Source organism: Pseudomonas sp. IT-P44, from assembly GCF_949768225.1.
GTDB lineage: Bacteria > Pseudomonadota > Gammaproteobacteria > Pseudomonadales > Pseudomonadaceae > Aquipseudomonas > Aquipseudomonas migulae.
On sequence record NZ_CATKQM010000013.1, the window covers coordinates 267,352 to 279,888 of the forward strand.

At 61.2% G+C, this 12,537-nt stretch carries 10 protein-coding genes; 2 read left to right on the top strand and 8 right to left on the bottom strand.

Annotated features, from left to right (window positions below; all coding sequences use genetic code 11):
* Positions 1 to 87 precede the first annotated feature (87 nt).
* Positions 88 to 1,008, top strand: a complete 921-nt coding sequence (locus ACM6IO_RS08215) for a LysR substrate-binding domain-containing protein (protein ID WP_008030538.1) — start codon at positions 88 to 90, stop codon at positions 1,006 to 1,008.
* Between the two features lie 181 nt (positions 1,009 to 1,189).
* Positions 1,190 to 3,166 (top strand): methyl-accepting chemotaxis protein, encoded by a 1,977-nt coding sequence (locus ACM6IO_RS08220; protein ID WP_192228211.1) that lies wholly within the window; start codon positions 1,190 to 1,192, stop codon positions 3,164 to 3,166.
* A 114-nt stretch (positions 3,167 to 3,280) separates the two neighbouring features.
* On the opposite strand, the gene ACM6IO_RS08225 is transcribed toward ACM6IO_RS08220, so the two are convergent.
* The 8 genes from ACM6IO_RS08225 to ACM6IO_RS08260 are packed head-to-tail and all read right to left on the bottom strand — an operon-like array spanning position 3,281 to position 12,535.
* The gene (locus ACM6IO_RS08225; RefSeq protein ID WP_008037985.1) at positions 3,281 to 4,726 is read right to left on the bottom strand and encodes a vWA domain-containing protein; all 1,446 of its coding nucleotides are present in this window, start codon (positions 4,724 to 4,726) and stop codon (positions 3,281 to 3,283) included.
* A gap of 56 nt (positions 4,727 to 4,782) precedes the next feature.
* Positions 4,783 to 5,289 (bottom strand): hypothetical protein, encoded by a 507-nt coding sequence (locus ACM6IO_RS08230; protein WP_008030533.1) that lies wholly within the window; start codon positions 5,287 to 5,289, stop codon positions 4,783 to 4,785.
* 4 nt (positions 5,290 to 5,293) lie between these two features.
* Positions 5,294 to 6,025 carry a hypothetical protein gene (locus tag ACM6IO_RS08235; protein ID WP_008037967.1) on the bottom strand — a complete coding sequence of 244 codons (732 nt, stop codon included), beginning with the start codon at positions 6,023 to 6,025 and terminating at the stop codon, positions 5,294 to 5,296.
* A gap of 34 nt (positions 6,026 to 6,059) precedes the next feature.
* A complete protein-coding gene (locus ACM6IO_RS08240; protein ID WP_008037965.1) occupies positions 6,060 to 7,604 on the bottom strand; it encodes an SUMF1/EgtB/PvdO family nonheme iron enzyme in 1,545 nt (514 codons plus the stop codon).
* Complete coding sequence (locus ACM6IO_RS08245; RefSeq protein WP_008030528.1) at positions 7,594 to 8,817, bottom strand: ABC transporter permease; 1,224 nt, start codon at positions 8,815 to 8,817, stop codon at positions 7,594 to 7,596. The genes ACM6IO_RS08240 and ACM6IO_RS08245 overlap by 11 nt, the downstream gene beginning before the upstream one ends.
* Positions 8,801 to 9,502, bottom strand: coding sequence for an ABC transporter ATP-binding protein (locus ACM6IO_RS08250; protein WP_008030527.1), 702 nt, complete (start codon positions 9,500 to 9,502; stop codon positions 8,801 to 8,803). Before ACM6IO_RS08250 ends, ACM6IO_RS08245 begins: the two co-directional genes overlap by 17 nt.
* A gap of 10 nt (positions 9,503 to 9,512) precedes the next feature.
* Positions 9,513 to 11,504 carry a vWA domain-containing protein gene (locus ACM6IO_RS08255; protein WP_414911308.1) on the bottom strand — a complete coding sequence of 664 codons (1,992 nt, stop codon included), beginning with the start codon at positions 11,502 to 11,504 and terminating at the stop codon, positions 9,513 to 9,515.
* Positions 11,504 to 12,535 carry a hypothetical protein gene (locus ACM6IO_RS08260; protein WP_192228215.1) on the bottom strand — a complete coding sequence of 344 codons (1,032 nt, stop codon included), beginning with the start codon at positions 12,533 to 12,535 and terminating at the stop codon, positions 11,504 to 11,506. The genes ACM6IO_RS08255 and ACM6IO_RS08260 overlap by 1 nt, the downstream gene beginning before the upstream one ends.
* Positions 12,536 to 12,537 lie beyond the last annotated feature (2 nt).

Here is a 12,537-nt window from a genome sequence, read left to right on the forward strand (position 1 = left end):
GGGATAAAAAGGATGGATGGCATGATTAAAACTCATCATGAGGAGTTTCTGATAAGTTGACGAAATTGCGCCATAGGAGCTTTCCGCATGTCTCGTCGTCTTCCTCCCTTGTATGCCCTTCGCGCATTTGAAGCGGCGGCGCGGCATAGCTCGTTTACTCGTGCCGCTGAAGAGTTGTCGATTACGCAGAGTGCGGTCAGTCGGCATATTCGTACGCTTGAAGAGCATTTTGCCTGTCGGCTGTTTCATCGCAGCGGGCGCAATTTGCAATTGACCGAGTCGGCGCGGCTGATCCTGCCGGGCATTCGCGAAGGCTTCACCGCCCTTGAGCGGGCCTGCAATACCTTGCGCGCCGAAGATGACATCCTGCGCATGAAAGCGCCGTCTACCCTGACCATGCGCTGGCTGTTGGCGCGGCTCAGCCGTTTCCGCCACCTGCAACCGGGCAACGAAGTGCAACTGACCAGCGCCTGGATGGACGTCGATTCGGTGGACTTCAACCATGAGCCGTTCGACTGCGCCGTAATCCTCAGCAATGGGCATTTTCCGCCGGACTGGGAGGCGAGCCTCCTGTTCCCGGAGGAGCTGATTCCGGTCGGTGCACCGAATCTTCTGAAGGACCAACCGTGGGACGTCGCGCGTCTGGCCCATGCCGAACTGCTGCACCCGACGCCGGACCGGCGTGACTGGCGCAACTGGCTGGAGCGCATGGGGCTGACGGATCAGGTGTCGCTCAAGGGCGGGCAGGTGTTCGATACGCTGGAGCTGGGCATGATCGCCGCCGCCCGGGGTTATGGCGTTTCGATGGGCGATCTGCTGATGGTGGCCGAAGATGTGGCGCAGGGCCGTCTGAGTTTGCCGTGGCCGACCGCCGTCGCCAGTGGTGAGAATTATTACCTCGTCTGGCCGAAAACCCGCCCAGGAGGTGAACGTTTGCGCCGCCTCAGTGATTTCCTGCAAGGCGAAGTGCGGGCGATGAAATTGCCGGACGTCGAACACTTGTGCTGAATCGATAGAGCCCTTGAAATAGCGGCCTTGAGCCATATCCCGGCTATTTACTCAAGTATTCAGGTTTGCCGCCGAAAATCTGCAGATGGAACCTTCGTGCAGGTTCGACGTAATTCCCATTATTAGAAATTTTGCTGAGTAGCCGATCAAGGAGGATCAGATCGCTCGGCCAGGAGCTGTCATGTCTCAACCTCGTGCCCGGATCGCTTCACAGCTTGGCCTTGCGCTCGCCGTTATCCTGGCGATTGTCATCAGCGGCAGTACCCTGTTTGCCCTGCGTTCACTGGACACGGCCAACCTCGCCACCCGCGAAGAGCACCTGGCCAGTGAGGCGCGGTTGCTGGCCGACCAGTTGAGTACGTTTCACGGCACGTTGCGTGAAAGTACCCTGCGCCTTGCGGGGTTGTTCGAAAAGCGTTTCAGTGGCGGGCTGAGCGTGCACCCGGATGCGCCGGTGAACGTGGCGGGCACCCAGACTCCGGGCCTGCAACTGGGCGGCGAAGTGCTCAACAACAACTTCAAGGAAGTGGACGAGTTCAAGCAGATGACCGCCGGCGTGGCCACGGTGTTCGTGCGCAGCGGCGAGGACTTCATTCGGGTCAGTACAAACGTCACCAAACAGGATGGCAGTCGTGCCATTGGCACTGTTCTCGATCATGCGAACCCGGCTTACGCCCGTTTGATGGCGGGGCAGAGTTTCGTCGGACGGTCTTTGCTTTTTGAACGCTACTACATGTCGCAGTACACCCCGGTACGCGACAGCGGCGGCAAGGTCATTGCCGTGCTGTATGTCGGTTTCGACTACACCGACGCGCAGAAAGCCCAGTTCGAAAACCTCAAGCGATTCCGCATCGGCAAGACCGGTTCCTTGGCGTTGCTCGACGAGCAGAACAAATGGCTGGTACCGATCGCCGGCGTGGAAGCGCTGGATAAAGCCGTTCCAGCCATCACCGCCCTGGCGAAAACCCCGAGCGAGGGCGGTTTCTGGAGCGACACGTCCGAAGACTTCTACAGTGTTTCCGTGCCGTTCCAGGACGGCCCGTGGTCGGTCGTGGCGAGCATGCCGCAAGACGAAATCAGCGCGGTGACCTGGAGCGTCGGCATTCAACTGGCGATTGGCAGCCTGCTGGCGATGTTGATCGCTGTGGGTTCCGCCGTCTGGTTGCTACGCAGCAAACTCGCGCCGCTGGGTGATCTGGTGCGTCAGGCCGAAGCCCTGGGGGCCGGCGACCTGAGCGTGCGCCTGGACGTGTCGAGCAACGACGAGATCGGTCAGCTGGCCCGTGCCTTCAACCAGATGAGCCAGGCGTTGTCGACGATGGTCGAGCACATCCGCCGGGCCTCGCAAGAGGTCAACAGCCGTGCCCAGGCCTTGTCCGGTTTGTCTGGCGGTGCCTATGAAGGCATGGAGCAGCAGTCCGGCGAAATCACCAGCATGGCCGGTGCCGTGGAAGAATTCAGCGCCACCTCGTTGAACATTGCCGACAACATGGGCAGCACTCAGCGTCTGGCGCAGGAAAACGCACAGCAAACCCAGATCGGTCGTACATCGATGGGTGAAGCGTCCTCGTCCCTGGAGCAAATCGCTGGCGCGCTGAACAGTACTGCCACGGTGATCAACACCTTGGGCCAGCGTTCTCAGGAAATCGGTGGCATTGTCGGGGTGATCACCTCGATTGCCGAGCAAACCAACCTGCTGGCGCTCAACGCGGCCATCGAAGCGGCGCGTGCCGGTGAGCAGGGCCGTGGTTTTGCGGTGGTGGCTGATGAAGTGCGCAACCTGGCTTCACGCACTCGCCAGGCCACCGACGAAATTTCCGGGATGATTCAGAGCATCCAGCAGGAAACCGGCAATGCCATCAGCACCATGGAACAGGGCAAAGTTTTGATGCAGGAAGGCTTGTCGCGCAACGCCAACGTCGCTTCGGCACTGGCGCGGATCGATGAGCAAAGCCGTTCCGCCGGTGAACAGTTCGCCGCGATCACTACAGCGACCCAGGAGCAGAGCAGCACCGCGACCCTGCTCAGCAGCAACCTGCAAAGCATTGCGCTGGCGAACAGCGAGCAGCGGGAAGTGGTGTCGAACCTGGCGGTGACCGCCAAAGAGCTGGAGAGCCTGGCGGCGGAGTTGCGCCAAGAGGTTGACCGGTTTCGTTGAGTCGCCTCTGAAATAGCCTTCGCGGGCAAGCCTCGCTCCTACAGGTTCAGCGTTGACCCCTGTAGGAGCGAGGCTTGCCCGCGAAGGCTGCACCGCAATATTCAGATCAGCCAATCAATCACACTTGGCGTTGCTCGACACTTCCTTGGTTGCGAGTTTCAACTGCTTGGCCAGTTCTGCCGCGTTGGTGCTGTTGTAAACCCGGCCTCCGGTGTTTTCAGCAATGCAGCGCGACGGGCCACCGGCACCGATTTTCACCACGTTGACCCGCAGGCGTGGTTGTTCCCTGGCGATTTGGCGGGACACCGCGCAAGCGTCTTTCTGGCAACCGTCCTCACCGTCGACGAACATCACGATCACGGCATCGTTATTACGCCCGTCGACGGTGCTTGCCGCGTAAGCCAGGCTGTCGGCCAGCGGTGTGCCGTCGTTGGGAACCAGGCCTCGAATCCCGTTGATCAGCCGTGGCCGGTCGCCAAACTTGAACACGCCCTGGTCCGGTGTGCGTTCGCAGCCGGCGAAGGTAATGAGGCGCGTGTCGATTTTCGGGTCCAGCCCGTTGATCATGCCGGCCAGCGAGTCCTTCGCGACGTCCATGCGGCTGGGTTTGGCGAAGATCTGCATGGTGCGGTTCGCGTCCAGGTACTTGTTGAGCTCGTTGCCGAAGAACCAGTCCTCATCGGCTTTTACGGACTTGATGTTCAAATCCATCGAACCCGAGGTATCGAGCACCACCACGAACTGCGGGATCTCTGCGTTTGGCGCTTTTTTGCGGCACGCGAAGTTGTCCAGCGTCGGTGCCGGCGGCGGCGGCGGCGGTGGTGGAGGCGGGGCGGCCACCACAGGTTTTGGCGGCGGGACCGGTTTGGGGGCGGGCACTGGTTCTGGCTCTGGAACCGGTACGGGTTCCGGTTTCGGTTCCACTACAGGCTCCGGCTCCACTACCGGCTCGGGAACAGGCTCAACCGGTTTCTCGATCGGTGTCACCACCGGGGCGACCGGTTCGACCGGGACAACTTTTTCCCGGTGCATAAACCACCAGTAAGCCCAGAGTGCCAGGAGCAACAACAGCAGTGCCAGCAATGCCGCGGCGATCCACCATCCACGGCGCGAAGGCGCCACGGCGGCCACCGGAGCCAGCGGAACCACCGGCGGCACCACCGGTTTTGGCGGGCGCTGGTTCCAGCGCACCACCAACGGCTCACCGTTGAGGCTGTAGAGTTTGTCCAGCTCGGGAGCGCCGAGCAGGCTGCGCAGGTCATCCGCCTCCGTGGGCTGACCGCGTTTTTGCAGTTCGTCCGCCAACTGTCCAAGGGACGTCTGACGCACTTCATAGGTTTCCAGCAATCGCCGTTGAGCGTCCTCATTGAGGTCGGCATAGGGCGTGGGTTGGCCACCCAGTTCGGTCCACCATTCCAGCACCTCGCCGCTGCCCATTCGCGGGATGGCGAAGAGGCTGGAGACGGTCGGCGGAAAGTGTTTCTGGATGAGGGCGACTTTGGCTTGCAGCGCACTCATCCCCTCTGGTGTGGCTTGCGCATCCCTGATGACCCGCTGCATGACGTCGATTCCTGAAAAGGCTGCAGGCCTCCGGCGGGAGGCCTGCGGGTGAAAAGTTACTCTTCGTAACCGAGGCTGAATTGCAGTTGATTGACCTTTTTCTGCAGCGCCTTCAGTTGTTCCTGCTTGGCGGCCAGGGCCGCCTTTGAAGGCTTGGCCACCGGTGCAGTCTGCGAGTCCTTGAGCTGCTGTTCGAGCCCGGCGATCTGCTTCTGCACCTGGCTTTCATTGCCATGGCGCGCCTTCAGTGAGGTCAGCAACTTGCCCAGCGACTGGTTCAGTTCAGCCTGGGATTTCTGCTGGCTGGCCAAATCGGTTTTGGTGCTGAGCTGCTGGGCCTGAATGTTCTCGTACACCTGACGGAACATCGCGTTTTGCTGGCGGGACTCGGCCAGGGCCTGTTCCTTTTGTTTGACCTGATCGCTGTAACCACCAGAGTAGTCGCAGTTCATCTTGGTCAGCATGCTGCTGTCGCGATTGGTCGCATCGCATTCGCCCGGCTGGGTCGCGCAACCGCTCAAGGCGAGGACGGCGGTCAGGACCGCCAGTTGTCGTAACGTCATGTGCTTAACCCAGAGTGATTGCGGAGCGCTGGCTGTAGAGACCGTCGACTTCCTTCTGCAAGGCAGCGACTTTCTCGTTCATTTTCAGAATGCTCACATCCACCTGCTTCATCTCGGCGCTGGAGCCTTGGGCGCGTTCGGCATCGGCCACTTTGCTGTACTCGGTGACTTTTTTGCGCATGTTGCTGAGGTCTTTGCGCAAGATTGCGATGTTGTTGTCGATCTCGGCGATTTGCGTCTGGGCTTTGGTCTTGTCGACCTTTTTGCTGGCGATGTCCTGTTTGATCTTGGCGATACGCGCCTGGTCATCCTTGATCACTTGCTGAGCGGTCTCGGTGCGGGCAATCACATTGCGCGTGTCTTGCTCGACTTCGCTGTTCATCTTCGCCAGACGGGTGGAGGTGTCGGCGTATTCGCTGCGACGTTGATCCAGATAATAGTTCGCGCCCATGGCCACGCCACACGCGGTAATACCGGCGGCGATGGCGCAGACCGCCTTGTTGCTGCTGTTGGACAGCGCGCAACCGAGGATGCCGACACCGGCGCCGACGGCGCAGGCCTGGTAACCGGACTTGCTGAAGAACTCCGCGTCATTGCCTTGGGTCAGGCGCGGGTCTGCGCCGTCGCTGCCGCCGAGCATCGAACTGCCGGTGTTGGCGCAACCAGTCAGCAACAGGCTGCCGGCAACGACGAATGCGATCTGTAGTTTGAAGCGAGTCCAAAGGCTGCGCGACATGGTGAAACTCCTCGATGACGGTGTTGACGTGTTGTTATTGAGTGACGGTCTTGCAGCTGGTCAGCCAGGCGTCAGTGTCGATCTTCTGTTTTTGCAGGAAGGTCTTCTGATTCGCCCAGTGCGTGCGCAAGTAGGGTTTGAGGTCCTGAAGCTGTTTGTTGCGAGTAATGATTTCTTCCATCACCGGAACCTGTGCCTCGAGCAGCGGCTGACCGTACAACGTCGCCGACTCCACCAGGCTGCTGGCGTAGTAACGGCTGAGTTTGTGCAGGCGATCCTTCTGCTCGTCGAGCTTGCCCTTGCGCATGTCGCAACTGGCGTCTTTTTCGGCGGCTTCGCAATTGAGCTTGTAGTTTTTCTGCAGGAAATCCACGTACTGGCCGTCGTCGAGCATCTTGGTGCACAGGAACGCACCCAGATTGAGGCTGGCGCGAATCGCCTGGTCGCGGGTTTCTTCCTGCTGCTGGTTGCTGGCGCGCAGCTGGTTTTCCAGGGCCTGGAGCTTTTCCTTGAGCGCTTTATCTTCAACGCCCGAGGCCAGCGTATTCAGCGACTGAACCGTGCCTTTGTCGGCGGATTCGGTTTCCTTGCTGCCGGTGCCGAGTTTCTTCCAGCTGTTTTCGATGCTGGCCACGCGTTCGCGAGAGGTCAGGGTCGGCGAGACCAATACCAGGCGCAGGCCGGTGGTTTTGTTTTTTACCTGGCCTTCGGCGTTGTAGTACGGCTCTTCCTTGCGCAACGCGGTGCGCAGGTCAGCCTGGGCGGTCAGGTAATTGCCGCCGCGCACGACGTAGCCACCGGCCTGGCCATGCTGGCGGTCGAGTTTGTTCAGGCGAAACGGCTCGAACATCATTTCGTCGACGTTGCCGAGCATGTCGTGAAGGCCCAGCGGATTGGGCTTTTGCAGGCCGGACAACTGCAGTTTGCCGTTGGACGATTGCGCCCCGGCGAACCACTCGTAAGCGTTGATGCCGTCGGGCATCGGGTAGCGTGTATCGCGGAATTCCGCCGCACCGACTTCCAGGCCACCGCGCGCGGCGAACTCCCACTCGACTTCCGTCGGTAAACGCAGGAAGCCCAGGGCGCCGTCTTCTTTCGGCAGCTTGCCGGCGGCGTTCTTGCGCAGCCACAGGTTGTACTTGTCAGCCGCTTCGACGGCTTGCACCCAGCTCACGGCCACTTGCGGCAAGCGCATCTTGGTCGCGGCGGTGGGGCAGGTTTCGTCGGTCAGGGCAGCGTACTGCAACTGACTCATCTCGTACTTGGCCATCAGGTAGTAGCGGGATTTGTCGTTCTTGGCGCCGGTGAAACTGCCAGCGATAAACGTCGGTCGAGTCTGTTCGACATAGCCGTATTCCGCGCCGTCCTGACCGATGTTGATCGGGTAGTCGTCGAGCGGTCCGGTGACCGGAATGAACACCTTGCGAAACACCATCGAGCCTTCACACGGCATCGGCAAAACGACGTCGCTGGCTTCGGGCATCGGGTTGTAATACTTCTCTTCCCAGCCCGCCGCCGAAGCGTCGAGCAAGTAGCCCAGGCTCAGGGGCAACAGCAAGCCAAAACGTTTATAGCTCACGCAGACTCTCCGCAGGTTGGATGCTGATGGCGCGCACGGCGCCGATCACGGCCACCAGTGTAGCGACCAGAAAGGTCAGAAGCAGGGCGGCGAGGCCATGCCAGAGTGTGATGTGGCAGACAAAGGTGCCGGTGGCCTGGCTGCTGCCGAGCAAGTAGTCGAACAGATGACTGCCGACAGCGTAAAAACCCAATCCGCCGAGGTAGCCGGCCAGGCTCAGCAACAGCGCTTGCACGACCACGAAACCGGCGACCGCCGTGCGCTTGAACCCCAGCAGGCGCAGGACCGCGAGGCTTTTGCGCTTGCGGTCGATGTTGGCCAGGAACGCGCCGACCATCGACGCCACACAGCCAATTAATGCCGCCAGGGCAATAACACCGAAGATCAGCCCCAGCACATGGTTGATGGCTTTGACGTTGTCGATGTCGGCCAGTCGGCTCGAGGTTTCGATGTGTTGTTCGTTGAGCCAGCGCTCCAGCGGCGCCACTTGGTCGATGTCGTGTGCATACACGCGAGCGCGGGCATACAGCGGTTGCAGATCACCCAGAGGCTTGCCGGTGGTGATGCCGAACGCACTGACCTGATAGCCATCGCGAAAGCGCTCCAGGTCCAGCAGCAACGGCGGGGCGACAAACCCGGCAGCGCGGCCGAAACGGGCGCCATCGAGAATCGCCAGCACGCTCAGCGACATCTCGCCGCGCTCATTCACGCCTTCCAGACGGCGCAGCACGCGCAGTTGCACACGATCGCCGACCTTGGCCTGCAAGCGTTGCGCGGCACGGGCACTGAGGATCACTTGATCACCGGTGGGGTTGAGTTCCGGCAGGTTCAGTTGTGGGTCGCCGGGTTCGGTGGCGATGATTTCTGCGCCTTCGACGAAGCGTTGCATGCCGATCAGCAAATCCGCCTGGGTGTTGAGCGAGCGTGTCTGGCCGAGGGCAAAACCGGTCTCGGGACGCTGGCGCAGACGCTCGATCCAGGCACTGTCGTAGTTGCCGTTGCTGAGCATCTTCACTTCGAGGTTACGCGGGTCGCGCAGCAGTTCGTCCTGCAACTGGCTGACCACCCCGTGCTTGAGGCCGAACAGCAGCAGCAACGGCGCGATCACCGCCACCAATGACGCAGCGATGCACAGCGACACCTTGCGGTCGTGCCACAGGTCTTGCAGGGCCAGGGTGCCCAGCAGGCGCAGTCGGTCAGTCCATCGGTTCAAACAGAGTCTCTCCCTGGCGGCTGATAGCGCCGAGTCGCGGCAAGCCGAAATCCTTCAACAAGGCCCAGTCATGGGATACCACGAGCGCACTCAGGCCCATGCTCGACACCAGGCTCAGCAGCAACTCAAACAGGCGCCGGGCACTGTGCGGGTCGAGCGCGGCGGTCGGTTCGTCCGCCAACAGCAGCAGCGGTTCATGGGCAATGGCGCGAACGCAGGCCACGCGCTGGCGTTCGCCGATCGACAGTGCCTGCGGCTTTTTATCCAGCAGTCCTTGCAGGCGCAATACCTCAACCGCGTGGTCGATGTGCGCGCTGTGTGCCGACATGCCGAGCAAACGGCGCGGCAGGCTGATGTTGTCGCGCACGCTCAGAAACGGCAGCAGGCCTCCACTTTGCAAAATGAACCCCAGATGCCGCGAACGCACCGCCGCCAAAGCCGGTTGATCATCCGTGGCAAGCAATCGGGCGATGTCCTGATCCTGCGTTGCGCCCAGGCGAAAGCGCTCAAGCTCGACCGGCGCCAGCAGCAGGCCGATGGCCTCAAGCAATGTGCTTTTGCCGCTGCCGCTCTCGCCGGTGATGGCGAGGATTTCCCCGCCGCCGATCTGCAAGTGCGGCAGGCGCACGTGATGGGCCAGCGCGCCTTCACCACGGCGCACCAGCAAGTTCCTGATATCGAGCATGGGCGTCTCGTTAAGGCATCATTTCCAGAGGCACCGGGTACACGTTGTCCCGCGCATCGCTGTCCTTGGCCAGCGCCACCCAACGGTCGACGTCAGCGTTGTAACGCTGGTAGTGCCGCAGTTTGGTGTTGAGCGTACGGATGAATTTCTCCTGCGCCAGGCCGTCCCAGCTCTTCCAGGTCTCTTCATCCAGGTTCAGCACTTCGCTCTGGTACGGCAGGTCTTCGATGTACTCGCCGAGCACGCCCATGTCCGCCAGTTTGGCGTTGCCGTTCTGCTTGAGCTGATTCGGATCGGCGCCCATGGTCGCGGCCACCGAGCGCAGGCGGTCGAACATTTCCGTCGGCGAAATCAGGCCTTCGTTGGCAGCGTCGAGAATCTTCTTCATCACGTCGCTCAAGTCGCTGAGCTGGGACTTGGTCAGCAACACCCGCACGTCGGTGGTGGGGATGTTCTGCTTGATCAGGTCACGGTCGGTGATCCACGCCTTGAACACCGGCGGGGACTTGCTGTTGTTCTTCTCGCCCAGATAGGCCAGTTGCATGGCGTGGCCGATCAGTGCGGCGTCCTCGAGCATTTTCTTCTCGGCCGGGTCCTGCTTGGCGTTCGCCGCACTGCCGATGGCGTCTTCGCCCATGTAGGCGGCTTTCACCTGTGTAGTGATCGCGGTGGCCAGTGCGTCGACCTTGCGCCCGAACTCCTGCACATCACCCGCATTCACCGGGTAGTACAGCGAGGTGTTGGTGCCCGGGTAAGTCGACAGGTTCTGGTACTGCGCCTCGGCCTTGGCGTGATCCTTGACCCCGGCCGGGGTTTTCAAGTGCAGGGTGTAAATCGCCACGCCCGGGTTGGCAGCCTCAATACGCACCTGTGCAGCGCTCAAACCGGTCTTCGACAGTTTGTCGTCACCTTCGATGGCGCCCGCGTCGGTGATCAACACCACGTAGCGCGCACCGAATTGGCTCCAGTCGACCTTGTCGATGCTCTCCATGACGCCGGCAAAGGCATCCTCATCGAAGCTGCTGCTCGACACTTTGGCCTGTTTGAGGTCGGCGATCTTGGCGAAAAAGTCGGCGCTGTCTTTCACCTTGGTAGGGTCGGCGTACATCTTGGTGGTGTATTCCAGGCCCGGCACCGCCTGGGTATTGGAACGGAAAGCCACCATGCCGAACTTGACCTGCTTGCCGAGGTTCTGCGATTCGATCTGCTGATAAACCTTGCGGATCGCTTCGCGGGTACGGTCGATGTATGGGTCCATCGAAATCGTCGAGTCGATGACAAACACCACTGCCGCGCTGAATTCCTTCAGTTGGCTGGCCGCTTTGTCCTCAGCTTCCTTGCCCCCGGCCGCGCTGTTGGCAGCACCGCCCTTGGGGTCTTTTTCGTCGGGCTTGCTGACCGATGCGACATTGAGCAGGCGCGTGCGGAAACCGGCTTCGGTCATGACTTCTTCGCCGCTGAGCACGGGCAACAGGTAGAACTGCTTTTGCAGGTCGACGAAGTATTCAGGTTCTTCGGCCAGCACGCCGGGTGCTTGCTTGCCCTTTTTCAACGTGGCGCGCAGCGGGGCAACTTTGCTCACCGGGTCCGGTGCATTGAGAATGCCTTCGACCGTGGTGCGTTCCTTGAAGAACAGCAGCCGGTCGCGGTTGGCCGGGTTGGTGAAGGCCAGGGTCAGCTGCATTTTCCAGTCGGTGGTGCAGCTTGCAGGCAGCCAGCCAATGGTTTTGCCATAACTGTCGGGGCCGACTTTCAGCCACTCGGCGTTTGCCGCCTGGGCGCGTTCGTACACGTAGAAACGGCTGAACACCGGTTGCGCCTCGCCTGCCGCACCGCCCGCCGTCGGGCTGATCTTGCAGCCCGGGGTGGTCAATACGCGTTGGAACAAGGTCTTTTTACCGGCCTGGATCAGCGGTTTGTCATCAGCCTGGGACAACGGGCTGATGCACAGCGCCAACAGCGCGGCGCTGCTCAGCAGGAAACGACTCACGGGTGAACGCATCACTTCTGCAACTCCTCGAAACGCTGCTTGGCTTCGGCGTTGTTCGGGTCCTGGGTGAGGATCGTTTCGTACCAGTAGGCCGCGGTGGCGTTATCCGCTACCGGGAAGCACTCGCTGGCCTTCAGGTATTTCGGGTCGTATTCGCGGGCATAGGCGTTGGCGATCAGCGCGTCACCGGCCTGGGCACGGTTGGCGTACAGGCGCTGGGCGACACCGCAGTGTTTGCCGGCCTTGGCTTCGTTGATGATTTCCAGCAGCTTGGCGCTGTCGGGTGCCGCCTTGATGCAGGTCTGGACGAAGGTCAGCTCGGGCAGACTGTTCATGCTTTCCAGCGTGCAGGCTTGTGCGTCGGCACCGGCCGGTGCGGCGGCCGCGACCGTCGGGGCAGGCGCCGGCGTGCGTTTGTAGAACCAGAACCCGGCCGCTGCCGCCAGCAGCAGTACCAGCACAAGCGCGAGGCCGAGCAGGCCTTTGTTGCTCTTCTTCACCGGTGGCGGAGCAGGCGTGTATTCGCGTTCGTTGGGCACCGATTCCAGTTCGATTTCTGGCTCGGCGGTGGGCAAGATCAATTCCGGCAGTTCCGGGATTTCCGGGATCTCAGGTGCCGGTGCCGGTGCCGCCGGCGCGGTCAAATCTGCGCCGCCATACGTCGAGCGCGTCTGGCCACCCGCCGTGGATGGCAACAGCCCGACGCCTGGCCGGACCACGCCTTTGTCGGCATGCCCCAGGCTCTGCTCGCGCAGTTCGATCTGGAATTGCGAGTTGGCGCTGCCTTCCAGCAGCGGGTCGACCACTTCCGGGCCGACCTGGGCTTCAAGAGCTTCGCCACTGGCGGCGACAGTGAAGCGCGAAACCTTGAACCAGAACGGGTTGTTGCTCCAGGCCTGTTGGTCCTGGAGGTAGAAACCGTCCTGGTTACGCTGAATGGAGAATTCCAGCTGTTCTTCGCCACCCTGCCATTTCTTCACAGTAAGGCAGGCCCGGCCAGGGACATTGGGCTCTAAGGCGAGCAGGTCGACACGAATTGGCATTG

Coding starts and splice junctions, on each gene's coding strand:
- ACM6IO_RS08230 (WP_008030533.1), bottom strand. CDS start 5,289: ATGACGTTACGACAACTGGCGGTCCTGACCGCCGTCCTCGCCTTGAGC.
- ACM6IO_RS08255 (WP_414911308.1), bottom strand. CDS start 11,504: ATGCGTTCACCCGTGAGTCGTTTCCTGCTGAGCAGCGCCGCGCTGTTG.
- ACM6IO_RS08235 (WP_008037967.1), bottom strand. CDS start 6,025: ATGTCGCGCAGCCTTTGGACTCGCTTCAAACTACAGATCGCATTCGTC.
- ACM6IO_RS08250 (WP_008030527.1), bottom strand. CDS start 9,502: ATGCTCGATATCAGGAACTTGCTGGTGCGCCGTGGTGAAGGCGCGCTG.
- ACM6IO_RS08225 (WP_008037985.1), bottom strand. CDS start 4,726: ATGCAGCGGGTCATCAGGGATGCGCAAGCCACACCAGAGGGGATGAGT.
- ACM6IO_RS08220 (WP_192228211.1), top strand. CDS start 1,190: ATGTCTCAACCTCGTGCCCGGATCGCTTCACAGCTTGGCCTTGCGCTC.
- ACM6IO_RS08215 (WP_008030538.1), top strand. CDS start 88: ATGTCTCGTCGTCTTCCTCCCTTGTATGCCCTTCGCGCATTTGAAGCG.
- ACM6IO_RS08260 (WP_192228215.1), bottom strand. CDS start 12,535: ATGCCAATTCGTGTCGACCTGCTCGCCTTAGAGCCCAATGTCCCTGGC.